The sequence below is a fragment of the Aquitalea sp. S1-19 genome (genome assembly GCF_024343515.1).
In genome coordinates this window covers 1-15,798 of record NZ_RJTZ01000003.1, presented here as the reverse complement: position 1 = coordinate 15,798, position 15,798 = coordinate 1, and the positions used below count along the sequence as shown (strand labels likewise).

The following is a 15,798-nucleotide window of genomic DNA, read 5'->3' as shown; positions in this document are numbered from 1 at the left end:
ATTGGTACTTTGTTCCTGATCCAATTTCATCTGGCATGCATTAGTTCTAGTGCTTTTATATACAAAATCACTTATATTTTAACTAGTTAAATAGAATTTAATAACTTAATTTCATTGATAGGGAAGTTATTTTCTTGAATGTCATGGTGATTTTTTCTACTATGCATTTAGAGCTGTCTGTCGTGCCTTTTTTATATAGTTAAGCTGGTGTTTAATTTTATTGCTGTCTTTTGATAGCAATGAGTTGCCGTATGTGAGCCTGTCTTCTTGGTGAAGATAGCGCGCATTCTTTATGATTCTCATGGTTTCAATAAGGAGGGTTTATGGCTGTCGTTGCTGTTATTGGGCTTGGCTATGTTGGCTTGCCTCTGGTGGTGGCATTTGGCAAACATATGCGTACCATTGGATTTGATATTTCCGAGTCAAAAGTTGCCAGCTGTCGACGTGGTCAGGATCCATCTCGCGAACTATCCGATGCTGAGATGGATTCGGCTGTATATGCGGAATATGCGAGTGATCCTCGCATATTATCTGAGGCGGACTTTATTATTATTGCCGTTCCTACGCCTGTGGATGCGGCACATATTCCCGATTTTTCTCCGCTCTCTGGTGCCAGCCTACTGGTTGGCACTCATATGAAAAATAGTGCAATCATTATTTATGAGTCTACTGTCTATCCTGGTGCGACTGAAGAAGTTTGTATCCCAATTCTCGAGAAGGCATCGGGAAAGCGCTGGTTGGTTGACTTTAATGTAGCTTACTCGCCTGAGCGTATCAATCCCGGTGATCGTGAGCATAGGCTAACCACTGTCGTTAAAGTAGTATCTGGTGATAGTCCAGAAACGCTGGAAAAAGTTGCATATTTATATGAGTCTATCGTGCTGCCAGGCGTGCATCGTTGTAGCTCCATAAAAACTGCAGAGGCTTGCAAGGTGATAGAGAATACCCAGCGTGATTTGAATATTGCATTAATGAATGAATTGGCTATTATTTTTGACAAAATAGGGATTGATACGCATGAGGTATTGCAGGCTGCCGGTTCTAAGTGGAATTTTTTGCGATTCAGCCCAGGGTTAGTTGGTGGGCATTGCATCGGTGTAGACCCATATTATCTGACACATAAGGCGGAAATGATGGGTTATCACCCTCAGGTCATTTTGGCTGGGCGCCGTATCAATGATGGTATGGGTAAGTATATTGCAGAACAGGCCGTAAAAAAATTAATTGCATCAGGGCGCTATGTAAAAGGTGCTCGTGCAGTGATACTTGGATTAACGTTCAAAGAGAATTGTGCAGATGTTAGAAATACAAAAGTCATTGATATAATTCATGAGTTGCAAAGTTATGGGATGGAGGTACATGTTCATGACCCATACGCAAATCCACTTGAGGTGCAGGCTGAATATGGATTACAGCTCACATGCTGGGACGAATTGCCATGTGCAGATGTATTGGTTGCTGCCGTTGCCCATGCTCAGTATGCCGAGTTGGCCTTGGAGGTGCTGTCTGGTCGCGTCGTCAAAGGAGGTGTGGTAATTGATGTCAAGTCTATGTTTGATTCGGCTGCGTTGTATGAAGCCGGTTTGATGGTATGGCGCCTGTAGTGTTCTTGGGAATAGAAGGGGCGCCAGTTGGGTGTGTCGTCATTCATTGCTAGGCATCGAATCACAAAGGTTGGGTAAAAACTATGTGCGGAATTGCTGGATTTTTTACGCAAGGCGGCTTTGAGATCGGTACGGGTGAGGTATGTATTGATGTGATGACCGCGCAGTTAAAACATCGTGGCCCGGATGACCGCGGACACTGGATGGATGCAAGGCAGGGTATCGCGTTGGGACATACGCGTTTATCTATTCTTGATTTATCCCCGGCAGGGCATCAGCCCATGGCGTCGCCAAGTGGTCGATATGTAATGGTATTCAATGGTGAGATTTACAACCATCTTGATCTAAGGGAGAGGATTGAGAAGCTTGCCGGGTGCTCTTTACCATGGCGGGGGCACTCCGATACTGAAACGCTGCTGGCAGGATTTGAAAGGTGGGGAATTAAAGACATGCTGTGCCAGTGTGTCGGTATGTTTGCCTTGGCGGTATGGGATCGACAGCAGCATGAGCTGATATTGGCGCGTGATCGCTATGGTGAAAAACCTCTTTACTATGGTTGGCAAGGTCATAGTCTAATTTTTGCGTCTGAGCTGAAATCGTGTGTTGTATTTCCAGGTTTTAGATCTGAAATTGATAGGGATGCATTAGCGTTGATGATGCGCTTCGGTCATGTTCCTGCTCCTTACGCTATATACCGTGGTATGGCAAAGCTGTCCTCAGGTCATATGTTGACCATTTCGCCAAATCAAAATAATGAGCATGCAGGGTCTTCACGTTCGCAGCCATATTGGACGGTAAATGAAGCAATGGCTGCAGGGGTGCGTAATCCATTTATCGGCAATGAGGCCGAAGCTATCGATGAGCTGGAGTTGGTGCTTACGCGAGCTATCAGTCAACAACAACTGGCGGATGTACCTGTTGGCGCTTTTCTTTCTGGTGGTGTTGATTCCTCGACGGTGGTGGCTTTGATGCAGGCTCAGAGTCAACGGCCGGTCAAAACATTTGCTATCGGTTTTGCGGAGAACGAGTTTGATGAGGCAGTTTATGCGAAGAATGTTGCACTGCATTTAGGTACGGATCACACTGAGCTTTATGTAAAGCCAGAAACTGCCTTGCAAATCATTCCCAAGTTGCCAGAAATATTCGATGAGCCATTTGCAGATCCATCGCAGATACCGACGTTTCTGGTTGCCCAGCTTGCGCGACAAAAGGTGACGGTTTCGTTGTCAGGAGACGGAGGGGATGAATTGTTTGGTGGTTATAACCGTTATCAATGGGTACAGAAGGTCGAGCAGAAGCTGCAAAAGCTACCTGTTTCAACCCGGCATTGGTTGGCACGTGGTATGGTTGGCATACCTGTTGCCAGGTGGGATGGTTTGAATGACTGGTTAAAACCGATATTGCCAAGTTCGCTCAAGATGGCGCACTTGGGGGACAAGCTTCACAAAATGGCAGACTCCTTTGAGGCGTCAAGTCCTCAGGATCTGTACTGTGGTGTGATGTCTATATGGAAGAATCCATCACAGCTTGTGTTGCAATCTGAAGAGCCTTCAACTTTATTTGGTAATAAGCCGAGCAGCGATCGGGTATTCGTCGATTGGATGATGGCAATAGATAGTCAGACTTATCTGCAAGATGACATGTTGGTCAAGGTAGACCGTGCTGCAATGGCGGTTGGCCTAGAGACTCGCGTGCCGATGCTGGATCATCGAGTAGCTGAGTTTGCTTGGAGACTGCCCTTGTCCATGAAAATCCGAGAAGGGAAAGGCAAGTGGATACTGCGTCAGATATTGTATCGCCATGTCCCCGCGTCACTGATAGATAGGCCTAAGCAAGGTTTTAGTGTTCCTGTTGGAGCCTGGTTGCGTGGGCCTTTGCGTGCTTGGGCAGAAGCTTTGCTGGATGAGCAGCGCTTGCGGGCTGAAGGGTATTTTAATGTGGAGTTGGTGCGTACTGCGTGGCAAGAACATCTTTCCGGACGCCGTCATTGGCCCTTGCAGTTGTGGAATGTTTTGATGTTTCAGGCTTGGCTTGAGCATATGCAGACTAAGGAAATGAGCAGAGCTATTTCATCGCAGCCTGCGTCTGTGTCGTAGTGTATAAAAACGAGCGGTGGTGTATTTACGTTGTAGAGATAAGAGGGTTTAGATGTGTAGGTCGTATAGAAAATGAAACAGGCCTTACATTGCTGTAAGGCCTGTGAATGCTGGTGCCGACTACCGGAGACGACTTAAGCATATGATTTTATTGGTAAATGTTATGCGATTGGGTGATTTTGTATTGCTTTGGAGCATGCGTCAAGAAGGGGCATCAGGCTTTTGTGTTGATGTGTTTTAACAACTGACGGCTCGTAGCAAAGCCCTGCCGAAAGCGGGGAAGTACAGATGTGAATCTGCTTAATAAATAGGCATCTGCCGTATCGCACTTTTCTTGTAAATTTGTATTTCCGCAACAACGGCCATGATGTTTTTGTCTCGCATATGTGGTGTGTGATTCGCTTGTGTTACCATACATGTAGTGGTTGATAGGGTGACGTGCCATCAGCCACTGAATAAACGAAACGGTCTTCCCCTCCTGCTTCTTTCTAGGAGGGTGTTTGAAAACTGTTTTGCTGAATCTCTGGAGTCTTGTTGTGGCTGTTATTGAGGCTGCACGCTCTAAACGAATACAACTTATTTACATATTGGAGGCGATACACTCCGAACGGTACGAGGAAGCGCTGTGCAGAACTGCATTTTTTGTTGTTACTGTTGCAAGCATTGTCAAAAACAAGTTTTCACGGAAAGGGATGAAAAAAGTTGACAAATGTAAAGACTTGTAGCGCTGCTGTTTGACCTAAGTTTATTGATTGAGGGGTAGTCCTCCCTCGTAAAAAGGATGCTTGAAGCAGACATAGAGCATCCCTGGCACGTCCAAAGAGGATTTTTTTACTTGAACTTATTTGGCGACTACGATCATGATAATCATATGTTAGCTTACTTAGAGCTAGCACTAGAGGCGATTAAGGGTAGACAAGGGTTAGTTGAGCATAGGGATAGGTTGTCACTGCTTCTATGGGATACCGCTAATCAAGCTGTCGATATACTTCCTGCTTCTAGCGGTCGTTTCAAAGTTGTTCAAGCGTGTTCATGCGTTGAGGAGATAAAGCCTCGCAAGTGGATCGAAGATATTCTCCTGCCTTCCAGTCTGAGCCTTGAGCTTTATCAAAGCATCAGAGCGCCTCCTGTACTTTTAGCGCGAATTATTGTTGCCCGAGATACTCCGAGTTCCCTTGCCGTTGCCGATACATTCCCCCCGTTGCTATGTAGTGCATCAAGGATGGCCTTTACAGGCGTTTCCCTTGGTCTGCCCATGTGCTTACCTTCTGCCCTAGCGCGTGCCATACCGGCTTCCCTACGCTCGGCAATAATCGCCTTTTCCATCTGAGCTAGTCCCGCAAGCATAGTTAGCATCATCTGGCCTGTTGGCGTGGTCAGGTCGAATGACTCCCGAAGGCTTATCACAGACACGCCTTTGTTCCTTAGAGTCTCTACGGTTTGCAGTACATCAATCGTGTTGCGTCCTAGACGGTCAATAGCGGCCACTACAAGCGTATCTCCATCACGGAGGTAGTCCAGCATGGCTTTGAACTGTGGGCGCTCAGAGGCACTTGTAGACCCGCTGATGGCATCGTCCGAGAACTCCCTGTCGATCTTGTAGCCCTTCGCCTCGATCTGTAGGCGCTGGTTAGCTACGGTCTGATCATCTGTGGAAACGCGAAGGTAAGCGATGGTCGTCATGTGAAGTGCCTCCAAGATGTTGCATAAGGTGGCTGCACAATAACGTACATGTACATAATTTGCAAAGATACTTTAGTGCATGCATAGGAGGCTGCTTAGTGGGGTGTCCGTAAGGAGAACCTTTTGATACACCTTGAAGGGCGACTGCCGTGTAAGCATTGGTTCACCTCCATGACCCTGCAAGAGTGCCCTGTCGTGGCCTTATGGCTGACCCTGTAGCGCCCTGTGATGCCATGCTTCCATGACCCTGCAAGAGTGTCTTAGCGGCCTTGGGGTGATCTGATGCCTGCTACTGGTCTACGGCTAGGGGTACAGGGGGGAGTCCTGCGGTCTTTCTACTAGATATGGGTTCAAAGATTTTTCCCTAGTATTTTCAAGGTGACATGCAGGAGGCATGTGTGATCCGAGTAATTCAGGAGACCTCGTTATATTACTCTCTGACGCTTATTGAAGGCTGCTCTAAGGCGAGGGGATATAATGATGAAATCATCCCCCTGATAAGGGATTCATTTGAAGACCCTACTATCTGGTCTATGCAATAATTATTATCGGTTTCTATTGTGCTGGTCTTTGGTATGTGGTAAGAAAACAATCACCCTATAGGTGTGTTTAGTTTACTTAAAGGTTATTTCTAGTATTCTCTTTTCTCATTATCATTCGTATCTTTATCCTTATACCTGCTTCCTAGTGCCTTATAGTGCCTTGAAGGTTTCCTTAAGGGTATGACTTGATGGGTCTTCTCCCTTATGTGTTACTTAATTAAATTTCTTCGAAGCCCTTGGAGGTACTTGTATGTGCTTGACAATCCAAGGGAATTCTGAATATCTTTTTGTTGCCCTTTTATATAGGTGCGCGTAATTAAAAAGGCTGGCCGATGCGGCTTCTAGGGCTAATGTAGTTCTCTATCGAAGCGATCCATAGGGGCGAGATAGTCGAACTCATCATCTTCGGGTATGACCCATTGACATTTATCTAATGTGTTTCGAATGGCAACGGATGAAACTCGTGCAAGTGCTGCCAAATCTCTAGCATGTGCAGGTGATACTTGGAGAAGTTCGGCAACGCTTTCTGAGGTGATAAAGTCAAGACGCATAAGGATTGTCAGTAGGGTATTTTTGCGAATTGGCCGGGTATTTCCTCTAAGGTCGAGATTGCACGCGCCAGTGATTACGTCATCAATGCGGCAGAGGGTATGATTTGCTCCGCTAGTTTTAATGATTCGTATGGCCTTAGCCGTATATGTATTGTTGAAGATGATCGGTTTGCGGCCTGCGCCCTTAGGATTCTTGGTGGTGGTCGTTGCGGCTACGGTGATAGTGGTTGCAGTCATTGGTATGAGTTCCCTTAAGTAAGTGATGAGTGAGTTCCTTCTGCCTCATGTGTTACTTAATTCAATCCGTCTCAAATCCCCTCTAATAACCACCCATAAAAACTTGACAGACTGGAAAGGCCATGAGTCGATTTCAAGTCATCCCTTAATCTGTAGGTGCGCGTAATTAACTAGGGTCAAGCTATGCAGCAGGGCATCAGCTTTCTGATAAGCGCCTGTAGTGGCTTCTTGTAGGGTCGCCATGCGGTTTACCGGCAAGGCCATAGCAGTGCGTAGATGGTCACCATCGGGCAAGCTAGGGGTATCCTGTAGGGCGATCCCAGCTAGTGCCGGTGATTGGTAGACTCTACTGCGTACATCAGAATGCTTTGTAGAGGCTTCTAGGGTGAAGTAATCGACCAACTGGCGCTGAATAGCCCACGCGGTATCATCCCTGAAGGTCTTGGTCAGCATCAGATACCCAGCCTTCGTAAACAAGACCATACCCGCGCTTGCATACCTGAAGAATGTAAAATCTTGGGTTAGTTTTACTCCCTCAAGTTTTGTAGAGGTATGTACAAAGCCCAGTTCCTTAGCTTCAGCAGGGGATAGCTTGAAGTAGTCTCGACCCTCCGTAAAACGCGCCCTGTTAAGGTTAAAGGCTGTTCGAACGTTACTAGCGTCCCGCAAGTGGTGGATAGCTGCAATCGCGCCAGCGGTCACTACAGGCAGCCCCTTGTAGGTCACTTGGGGCAAGGTCACGGCGTTTACGGTAATGGTCTTGAGGTTTTGCATGTGGTTGATCTTGGTGCGCTTCAAAATGAATCTTCGTGGTTTTCTCGGGTGGTAGACCACAAACATTCAAATCAGCGCACCTGCGCCCTCAGGTTATGCGCGTGTTCGCCATGCTTCGAAAGGTTCCAAGATGTCGCTACTGAGGCTGGGTAACTTGGCGAGTTCTTCGAAGGCCATCATGGGGTCAATGCCCTTGCTGTAGCGGCCATAGGTCATGTCATCCATGCTGTGTCCTACAAGGCGCTTGAGCGTGATCGGTTCCACTTTGGCTCTTTCCATGTTCGTGGTGAACGAGTGTCGGAGGGAATGGAAGGACAGGTTGTCACCCTTTACGCCTGCGCGTAGGTACATGCTGTGCGATTTATCGGGATGGCCGTTAAACCAGTTGGAGACCATGCCCCCGTACCCGTTGTGGGTCATCTTCAGCTCCATAAACAGCCTGGAGTTTCCCTGCATGGCTGCTTCAAGGGCGTACTCGACCAGTCCGAGGCGCAATAGCTCAGGGTGGATTGGGACGATACGGTCTCCGGCCTTGGACTTTGTTTTCTTGGTGCCATCGTTCTGCTGGCAAATGTCTATGCACCACACGTCATCCATCTTTCGAATGTCCTGAGGGCGTAGTGAGGCTATCTCATTGACCCTTGCGCCTGTGTAGTAGCCCAGTAGGGGAATCCAATAGTGGAATTCCTGCAAGGTTGCTGTGCCTCGCTTGACGGGCTTCGGGGTGCGTTTGTCAGCTATGCATTTGAAGATCAAGCGCAGGTCATCATTGGTGAAGGCATCCCGTTCTTCGGAGGCTCTGCCGGTATCTGCCTTGCCTAATCCTTCTGCAAGGTTCTTCTTGATGAGGCCGTTTATCTCTGCCCACTTGAGAATGGTCGATAGTCGGTTCGTGTGCTTGTTCTGTGTGGTGATGCTCATCAGGGCACTGGGGGCGTGTTCCATTAGTGCAAGCTGCATGAGGTCGCTTACATCTGGGAATCGCTTGCTGGCCTGAGCAGGGAAGTTGCTGATTAACTCCGATACACGCACAAAGTCCTTGCGGGTCAATGTATCGACCGGCTGGGGAGGGACGAGGGCAATCAGTACCCGAATGGCTGCTTCGGCTTCAAGCTCGCTCTTGTCAGACCATTTACCCTTCAGCTTTTGCTCGCCTATATATTGCTCGGTCAGTTGGGCAAAGGTATAGCCGTCTGCGTGGTCGCTGCTAGGGCTTGATGCAGGGGTTGTAACTGGCGCTGGTGCTTGCTGTGGTGCTGCTGGTGTATAGGCTTCAAGAAGCTCCTGAAGTTGCCCTGATGCCCCTTGGGTGGCGAGTTTGACCATGGGTATGGCGTTCCCGTCCATCTTGGCTTTCATGGCCTTGAGGTATTCCAGTTGTGCGTGCCACTTGATGAAGTCTTCAGGTTCCCCAGTGCCATGTTGTATGCGCTGAAGGACTGACGTATAGACTTCTTGGACGGAGTGCGGGTCTTCGTGCTCATCCGTTATGCAGGTGCGAAGGGTGTCTTTGGCATCTTCCCGAAGCTCCCTAAGGATTTCTTCTAGTCGTTGCTGGGTATTTCTGCTGGCGGGCATGGTCGTTGCGGTAATGAATCTTGCGGATAAGGATCTGCTTATTTTACTGGAAAGACCCTTGGCAGTCCTACGGTCGCCTGTGCGAAGGCTCAGGGTGACTTCTCCAAGTCTCGGAAAGACCTGTCGGAAATAGTAGGTTGAACCGCGAAGCCTCAGGTGCTGGGCGAACTCATCGGGCTTGAAGCTGAGGGAGGGGAGGTCGTTGGTGCTGCTAGCGCTACTGTTTTGACCAAATGAAAAGGCTCCCATGGTTCCATCGTGGACTCCTTGATGATCGCCTTTCGGTTGGATCATTTTGGAGCACTCTGGGCATGGGAGCCTTAGAGTCGTTGAACTATTGTTACTATTCAACAACTTACATACGGTGGTGCCGACTACCGGAATCGAACTGGTGACCTACTGATTACAAGGCAGTTGCTCTACCAACTGAGCTAAGTCGGCTTAGGTGAAGAATTATGCCCTGATTTTTTTTATTTGGCAAGCCCGATAATTGTTTTATTTTTTTCTGGTGTTTGTTTTTTTGCGCGCTTTGGCGTGTGCCAGCTGTTTTTTGCTGCCCTTGGCCGCGCCGGCGAGCTTACGTTTGCTTGATGCCCGGGTTTTTTTGAGCGTGCTTTTTTTGTGTGGAGAAAGCTGCGTCCTGCTACTTGCTTTTGTTGTCGTAGCACGTTTTTTGCTGCTTACACGCTTGCCTGTACGTTGCTGGGCAGGCTTTTTTGCTTTGGCTTTGCGCGTGTTGATACTGCGGGTTTTACTGGCTTTGTGCTTGTCAGTAGCCTTGCGAGTTAGGGAGGGGGTGGGCTTTTTTTGCGGGGTAGTGGCACGTTTTGTGCTGTACGTCATTTGTGTATCGCCCGGCAGAGGGAGGTCTTCTGCTAGGGTGGTAAAGGGGCTGAGTAGGGCGAGCGATATAAGGGCAGTAAAAAAAGTACGGAGAAGCATGGAAATGGTGATATTTGAGTGAATGTTGGAATGTTATGCCAATGCATTGTTATGTGATGGACACGTTGTTATAGTAACACGCAGGGCCGTTGCGCTCTGTTATGTTACCAAACCTGAGGGGGCATAGAAGATGAAGCAAACAAGAAGAAGTGTTCTGGCAACCTTGTTGATGGGGTCGCTGTTTCTGGTGGGGTGTGGTCAGAAGCAGGATGCTCAAACCCAAGGTGGCGCAAGCGCGCCACAAGCGAGCACCGAAGTGAAAACCTATGTGGTGGGGTCCGATGCGGCGTATGCGCCCTTCGAGTTCCAGAACGATAAGGGTGAGGTGGTCGGTTTTGATATGGATGTGCTGAATGCGGTTGCTGAAAAAGGCGGATTCAAGGTTAAGGTCATCAATACGCCATGGGAGGGTATTTTTGCCACGCTGGAGCAGGGAGATCGCGACATTATTGTGTCCTCTGTGACGATTACCGATGAGCGCAAGCAGTCGATGGATTTTTCTTCGCCTTATTTTGAGGCGCGCCAGTTGATTGCAACCGGCAAGGGCGGGGAAACGATCAAGTCCTTTCAGGATCTGAAGGGCAAGAAGGTTGCCGTGCAGACGGGTACGACCGGCGACGAGGTGGTGCAGAACCTGCTGGGTAAGACCAGTGTCGATATCAAGCGCTTCGAGAGTACGCCGCTAGCACTGAAGGAGCTTGAGAACGGTGGTGTGCAGGCTGTAGTCGGTGACAATGGCGTGGTGCAAAACTATGTGTCCAATAACCCGAGCAGCAATCTGCGTATGGTTGAGGATACCCAGAGCTTCCAGCCGGAGTTTTACGGTATGGCGGTGAAGAAGGGTAATCAGGCCTTGCTGGACAAGCTGAATGCAGGCATTCAGGCTATCAAGGCTGACGGGACGTACGACAAGATTCACGCCAAGTACTTTGGTGCCAAGTAATTAGGTTTGAGGGCCGGTATGGTGTTTGTGCCGGCCTGTACACTCTCGGAGAAGAGTATGGAAATGCGTTGGGGAATGATTGTTGAGTACGCACCGCTGTTTATCGACGGCGCTGTGATGACTCTGGTTATCACCTTGATTGCGGTGGTATTTGGTAGCCTGATCGGCTTGTTTATGGGAATGGCGCGCCTGGCATCGGCGCCGCACGGTTTTGCCCGGTTTTTCCTTGAGTACTTTGTCAAATGGCCGGCCACGGCTTATGTGACCTTTTTCCGTGGTACACCCTTGTTTGTCCAGATCCTGCTGGCACATTTCGCTTTAATGCCGGCCTTGATCCATCCGGTTGATGGTCTGCTGATTGATGGAGATCTGGCGCGCGAAATCCGTCAGAATTACGGCGCTTTCATTTCCGGTTTGCTGGCGTTGACGCTGAACGCGGGTGCGTACATTACCGAGATTTTCCGTGCAGGTATCCAGTCCATAGACAAAGGGCAGGTCGAGGCTGCGCGTTCGCTGGGGCTGACTTATGGTCAGGCTATGCGCTTTGTGGTTGTGCCGCAGGCGTTTCGCCGTATGTTGCCGCCTTTGGGGAATGAGGCGATCATGCTGCTTAAGGATTCGTCGCTGGTGTCTGCCATTGGTCTGGCTGAGCTGGCTTTTGCTGCGCGTACGGTGGCAGGGGTGTACTCGCGCTATTGGGAGCCGTATCTGACCATCTCGTTTATGTATTTGGCGCTGACCATGTTGATGGCCTGGGGCTTGTCCCGGCTGGAAAAGCACTATCAGCTCGCCTCGCGCTGAGTTAACTGCGTCATTGTTGCACCCGGGCCGGCCTTGCGCTGGCCTTTTGCTTGGCTGTGGCATGCGTCAGGGGCGTTGCCATGGTAGAATGACCCTCTATTGCCATCAAAAGAAGACAGTGCGCTAACCCATGACAGATCAGCTTTTCGCCAAGGAAACGATCCCGGTCAGCCTGGAAGAAGAAATGCGTCGCTCCTATCTCGATTACGCCATGAGCGTGATCGTGGGGCGCGCGCTTCCGGATGTCCGTGACGGCCTCAAGCCGGTGCACCGCCGGGTGCTTTTTGCCATGCACGAGCTTTCCAATGACTGGAACCGTGCCTACAAAAAGTCCGCCCGTATTGTCGGCGATGTGATCGGTAAATATCACCCGCACGGTGACACCGCTGTATACGACACCATCGTCCGTATGGCGCAGGATTTTTCGCTGCGTTATCCCTTGGTCGATGGTCAGGGCAACTTCGGTTCGGTCGACGGCGATAACGCTGCGGCCATGCGATATACCGAAATCCGTATGGCGCGCATCGCGCATGAACTCTTGTCCGATCTCGAAAAAGAAACCGTCGATTTCGGCCCCAACTACGACGGCTCGGAACACGAGCCGCTGGTCATGCCGGCCAAGATCCCCAACCTGCTGATTAACGGCAGTTCGGGTATCGCGGTCGGCATGGCAACTAATATCCCGCCGCATAACCTGAATGAAGTCATTGACGGCTGCCTGGCTTTGCTTGGCAATGCCGAGATCACCATCGACGAGCTGATCGACATCATTCCTGCGCCGGACTTTCCGACGGCCGGCATTATCTATGGTGTGGCCGGCGTCAAGGAAGGCTACCGCACCGGTCGTGGCCGCGTGATTATGCGTGCCCGCGCGCACTTCGAAGACATCGGCAAGGGCGACCGTCAGGCGATTATCGTCGACGAGCTGCCGTACCAGGTCAACAAGGCGCGTCTGCTGGAGCGTATCAGCGAGCTGGTGCGTGAAAAACTGATCGAAGGCATTTCCGATCTGCGTGACGAGTCGGACAAATCCGGCATGCGCATGGTGATCGAGCTTAAGCGTGGCGAAATGCCCGAGGTGGTGCTCAACCAGCTGTACAAGCTGACCCAGCTGCAGGACAGCTTCGGGATGAATATGGTGGCACTGGTCGATGGCCAGCCACGCCTGTTGAACCTCAAGCAGATGCTGGACGAGTTCCTGCGCCATCGCCGTGAAGTGATCACCCGCCGTACCATTTTCGAGCTGAAAAAAGCGCGTGACCGGGGGCATATTCTCGAAGGCCTGGCCGTTGCCCTGTCCAATGTTGATGAAATCATTGCGCTGATCAAGGCCTCGGAGGCGCCGCCTCTGGCGAAAGCCGGCCTGATGGCACGTCCATGGCGCTCGTCGCTGGTCGAGGACATGCTGGCGCGTGTCGATCAGACTATGGCGCGTCCGGAAACCTTGTCGCCGGAATACGGCTTGAAAGACGATGGCTACCATCTGTCCGATATCCAGGCACAGGCCATTCTGGAGCTGCGTTTGCAGCGTCTGACCGGGCTTGAGCAGGACAAGATCGTTGGCGAGTATCGCGAAATCATGGACGTGATTCTGGATCTGATCGATATTCTGGCGCATCCGGAGCGGGTGAATCAGATTATTGCCGACGAGATGAACGCGATCAAAACCCAGTTTGGGGATGCGCGCCGCTCCGAGATCGAGCCTTTCGGTGCCGATATCAATATCGAAGACCTGATTACGCCGCAGGATATGGTGGTCACGATTTCGCACACCGGTTACATCAAGGCGCAGCCGGTCGGTGATTACCAGAGTCAGCGTCGCGGTGGCCGCGGCAAGCTGGCGGCAGCCACCAAGGATGCCGACTTCGTTGAAACCCTGTTTGTTGCCAATACCCATGACTTCCTGTTGTGCTACTCCAGTCTGGGGCGCTGTTACTGGATCAAGGTGTACAACGTACCGCAGGGTGGGCGTACCAGCCGCGGCAAGCCTATGGTCAACGTATTGGCGCTGGCCGAGGGTGAGCGCATCAATGCGGTGCTGCCGGTGAAAGAGTTCCGCGAAGACCAGTATGTCTTTATGGCGACCGGCAACGGTACCGTGAAGAAGACACCGCTGACCGATTTCTCCCGACCGCGGACTTCCGGCATCATCGCGGTGAATCTGGACGAAGGCGACAAGCTGATCGGTGTGGCGCTGACTGGCGGTGACGACGAGGTGATGTTGTTCTCCGACGCCGGCAAATCGGTGCGCTTCAACGAAAATGCCGTGCGCGCCATGGGGCGTAACGCGACCGGTGTCCGTGGCATGGCCTTGCAGGATGGCCAGCAGGTGATTTCGCTGCTGGTGACCACGGCTGAAGAGCAGCAGGTGCTGACCGCCACCGAGAACGGTTACGGCAAGCGTACGCCGGTCGGCGATTACCGCCTGACCAGCCGCGGCACGCAAGGCGTAATCGCCATCGATACCGGCGAGCGTAACGGCAAGCTGGTGGCTGCGACACTGGTGGAAGAATCCGACGACGTGATGCTGATCACCACCGGCGGTGTACTGATTCGTACCAAGGTGTCGCAGGTGCGCGAAACCGGCCGGGCAGCGCAGGGTGTGCGTCTGATCAATCTGGACGAAGGTGAAACGCTGATCGGTCTGGAGAAGGTCGCCGAGGCAGATGTAGAGGCGGATGCCGAACTGGAAGACGGTGTGGATGCGCCTGATGCGACCGTGGCAGGCGACAGCACCGAAGAAGGCGCTAAGGAATGAGTCTCGGCCCCGTCAATCCGCAAGTACTGGAGACGATGGGGCAACTCTTCGTGTCCTTGCCGCATTGCCAGACACTGGGCATGGAGTGGGTGGGTGTCGAAGGGCGCAAACCCACACTCAGGATAGACTGGCGTGAAGATCTGGTCGGTAATCCGGCCAGTGGCGTGATCCACGGCGGGGTGATTACCTCGCTGGTGGACACCACCAGCGCGATGGCCGTGACCGCCAATCTGTCTGACTATGAAACCATCGCCACGCTGGATCTGCGTATCGACTATCTGACGGCTGCCAAACCTGGGCAGCCTATTTTTTGTTCGGCCGAGTGTTACCGCCTGGCCGGACAGATCGCCTTTACCCGCGCCATCTGTTATCAGGACAGTATCGATCTGCCTATCGCCCACGGTGTGGCGACTTTTATGCGAGGCTCCAGCCGGGTGCCGATGGTGGACGAGGGGGATAAGTCATGAGCGCGTTTATGCAGCGTTTTGCTGCTTTGCGTGATGCCGGCGATTGTGTTGGTGTGATTGATGCCATTCCCTATGCCCGGTTGATGGGGGTTGAGTTCAGCGAGTCTGGCGAAGATGGATTGCTGTTTTCCTTGCCTTTTCATGAACGCAATATCGGTAACACCATGTTGCCGGCCTTGCATGGCGGCTTGATTGGCGGCTTTCTGGAAAATGCGGCGTTGATCCATCTGATGTGGAATCGGGACTCGCTGGAGGCGCCGAAAATCGTCGACTTTTCGCTGGACTATCTGCGCTCGGGGCGGGCGCAGACGCTGTATGCCAGTTGTGAAATTACCAAGCAGGGCAAACGGGTTGCCCATGTACTGATTGAAGCCTGGCAGGAAGACCGGGCCCAACCTGTGGCCGTTGCGCGCGCGCACTTCTTGCTCGCGACCGGCTAAACCGACAAGACAAAGGAAGCGGTTCATGACAAAGCTGTTCAACTTTTCTGCAGGTCCTGCGGTGCTGCCGCATGCGGTACTGGCCGAGGCGCAGGCCGATATGCTGGACTGGCATGGCTCTGGCATGTCGGTGATGGAAATGAGCCATCGCGGACGCGAATTCATGGAAATCATCCATGATGCCGAGCAGGATCTCAGGCAGTTGATGGCGGTGCCGGCGGGTTATAAGGTGCTGTTTTTACAAGGCGGGGCCTCGCAGCAGTTTGCCATGGTGCCGATGAATCTGCTGGCGGGCAAAGCCTCGGCCGATTACGTGAATACCGGGCACTGGTCCAAGCTGGCTATCAAGGAAGCCTCACGTTTTGGTAAGGTCAATGTGGTG

13 protein-coding genes and 1 tRNA gene are annotated in these 15,798 nt (G+C 51.3%); 8 read left to right on the top strand and 6 right to left on the bottom strand.

Annotation, left to right across the window (positions count from 1 at the left end):
• Positions 1 to 323: 323 nt before the first annotated feature.
• Both EGI20_RS00845 and asnB read left to right on the top strand, forming a co-directional pair.
• Positions 324 to 1,604 carry a nucleotide sugar dehydrogenase gene (locus EGI20_RS00845; RefSeq protein WP_498628854.1) on the top strand — a complete coding sequence of 427 codons (1,281 nt, stop codon included), beginning with the start codon at positions 324 to 326 and terminating at the stop codon, positions 1,602 to 1,604.
• Between the two features lie 83 nt (positions 1,605 to 1,687).
• Positions 1,688 to 3,700: an asparagine synthase (glutamine-hydrolyzing) gene (gene asnB, locus EGI20_RS00840; RefSeq protein ID WP_498628853.1), complete on the top strand. Its 2,013-nt coding sequence runs from the start codon at positions 1,688 to 1,690 to the stop codon at positions 3,698 to 3,700.
• A 1,107-nt stretch (positions 3,701 to 4,807) separates the two neighbouring features.
• Here asnB and EGI20_RS00835 read toward each other — a convergent pair.
• The 6 genes from EGI20_RS00835 to EGI20_RS00810 form a co-directional block, all read right to left on the bottom strand.
• Positions 4,808 to 5,383: a recombinase family protein gene (locus tag EGI20_RS00835; protein WP_498628851.1), complete on the bottom strand. Its 576-nt coding sequence runs from the start codon at positions 5,381 to 5,383 to the stop codon at positions 4,808 to 4,810.
• 889 nt (positions 5,384 to 6,272) lie between these two features.
• Complete coding sequence (locus EGI20_RS00830; protein ID WP_498628849.1) at positions 6,273 to 6,713, bottom strand: hypothetical protein; 441 nt, start codon at positions 6,711 to 6,713, stop codon at positions 6,273 to 6,275.
• A gap of 138 nt (positions 6,714 to 6,851) precedes the next feature.
• On the bottom strand, positions 6,852 to 7,487 hold the full coding sequence (locus EGI20_RS00825; protein WP_498628847.1) for an ORF6N domain-containing protein: 636 nt from the start codon (positions 7,485 to 7,487) through the stop codon (positions 6,852 to 6,854).
• A 93-nt stretch (positions 7,488 to 7,580) separates the two neighbouring features.
• Positions 7,581 to 9,359: a tyrosine-type recombinase/integrase gene (locus EGI20_RS00820; RefSeq protein WP_498628845.1), complete on the bottom strand. Its 1,779-nt coding sequence runs from the start codon at positions 9,357 to 9,359 to the stop codon at positions 7,581 to 7,583.
• 71 nt (positions 9,360 to 9,430) lie between these two features.
• Positions 9,431 to 9,506 (bottom strand) — tRNA-Thr (locus EGI20_RS00815).
• A gap of 54 nt (positions 9,507 to 9,560) precedes the next feature.
• Positions 9,561 to 10,007 carry a hypothetical protein gene (locus EGI20_RS00810; RefSeq protein WP_498628843.1) on the bottom strand — a complete coding sequence of 149 codons (447 nt, stop codon included), beginning with the start codon at positions 10,005 to 10,007 and terminating at the stop codon, positions 9,561 to 9,563.
• A 130-nt stretch (positions 10,008 to 10,137) separates the two neighbouring features.
• Here EGI20_RS00810 and EGI20_RS00805 point away from each other — a divergent pair, with 130 nt between their 5' ends.
• The 6 genes from EGI20_RS00805 to EGI20_RS00780 form a co-directional block, all read left to right on the top strand.
• The gene (locus EGI20_RS00805) at positions 10,138 to 10,950 is read left to right on the top strand and encodes a basic amino acid ABC transporter substrate-binding protein (RefSeq protein WP_498628841.1); all 813 of its coding nucleotides are present in this window, start codon (positions 10,138 to 10,140) and stop codon (positions 10,948 to 10,950) included.
• 57 nt (positions 10,951 to 11,007) lie between these two features.
• Entirely contained in the window at positions 11,008 to 11,751 is a 744-nt protein-coding gene (locus EGI20_RS00800; protein ID WP_124735835.1) for an amino acid ABC transporter permease, read from the top strand.
• A 130-nt stretch (positions 11,752 to 11,881) separates the two neighbouring features.
• Positions 11,882 to 14,509: a DNA gyrase subunit A gene (gene gyrA, locus EGI20_RS00795; protein ID WP_498628839.1), complete on the top strand. Its 2,628-nt coding sequence runs from the start codon at positions 11,882 to 11,884 to the stop codon at positions 14,507 to 14,509.
• A complete protein-coding gene (locus EGI20_RS00790; protein WP_498628837.1) occupies positions 14,506 to 14,976 on the top strand; it encodes a PaaI family thioesterase in 471 nt (156 codons plus the stop codon). Before gyrA ends, EGI20_RS00790 begins: the two co-directional genes overlap by 4 nt.
• A complete protein-coding gene (locus tag EGI20_RS00785) occupies positions 14,973 to 15,416 on the top strand; it encodes a PaaI family thioesterase (RefSeq protein ID WP_124735838.1) in 444 nt (147 codons plus the stop codon). The genes EGI20_RS00790 and EGI20_RS00785 overlap by 4 nt, the downstream gene beginning before the upstream one ends.
• A 25-nt stretch (positions 15,417 to 15,441) precedes the next feature.
• Positions 15,442 to 15,798, top strand: a 357-nt coding sequence (locus tag EGI20_RS00780) for an aminotransferase class V-fold PLP-dependent enzyme (RefSeq protein WP_498628836.1), incomplete at its 3' end; no start/stop codon positions are given.

What these genes read in the sequence shown, in the direction of transcription:
- EGI20_RS00845 (WP_498628854.1), top strand. Translation starts at nt 324, where the DNA reads ATGGCTGTCGTTGCTGTTATTGGGCTTGGCTATGTTGGCTTGCCTCTG.
- asnB (WP_498628853.1), top strand. Translation starts at nt 1,688, where the DNA reads ATGTGCGGAATTGCTGGATTTTTTACGCAAGGCGGCTTTGAGATCGGT.
- EGI20_RS00835 (WP_498628851.1), bottom strand. Translation starts at nt 5,383, where the DNA reads ATGACGACCATCGCTTACCTTCGCGTTTCCACAGATGATCAGACCGTA.
- EGI20_RS00830 (WP_498628849.1), bottom strand. Translation starts at nt 6,713, where the DNA reads ATGACTGCAACCACTATCACCGTAGCCGCAACGACCACCACCAAGAAT.
- EGI20_RS00825 (WP_498628847.1), bottom strand. Translation starts at nt 7,487, where the DNA reads ATGCAAAACCTCAAGACCATTACCGTAAACGCCGTGACCTTGCCCCAA.
- EGI20_RS00820 (WP_498628845.1), bottom strand. Translation starts at nt 9,359, where the DNA reads ATGATCCAACCGAAAGGCGATCATCAAGGAGTCCACGATGGAACCATG.
- EGI20_RS00810 (WP_498628843.1), bottom strand. Translation starts at nt 10,007, where the DNA reads ATGCTTCTCCGTACTTTTTTTACTGCCCTTATATCGCTCGCCCTACTC.
- EGI20_RS00805 (WP_498628841.1), top strand. Translation starts at nt 10,138, where the DNA reads ATGAAGCAAACAAGAAGAAGTGTTCTGGCAACCTTGTTGATGGGGTCG.
- EGI20_RS00800 (WP_124735835.1), top strand. Translation starts at nt 11,008, where the DNA reads ATGGAAATGCGTTGGGGAATGATTGTTGAGTACGCACCGCTGTTTATC.
- gyrA (WP_498628839.1), top strand. Translation starts at nt 11,882, where the DNA reads ATGACAGATCAGCTTTTCGCCAAGGAAACGATCCCGGTCAGCCTGGAA.
- EGI20_RS00790 (WP_498628837.1), top strand. Translation starts at nt 14,506, where the DNA reads ATGAGTCTCGGCCCCGTCAATCCGCAAGTACTGGAGACGATGGGGCAA.
- EGI20_RS00785 (WP_124735838.1), top strand. Translation starts at nt 14,973, where the DNA reads ATGAGCGCGTTTATGCAGCGTTTTGCTGCTTTGCGTGATGCCGGCGAT.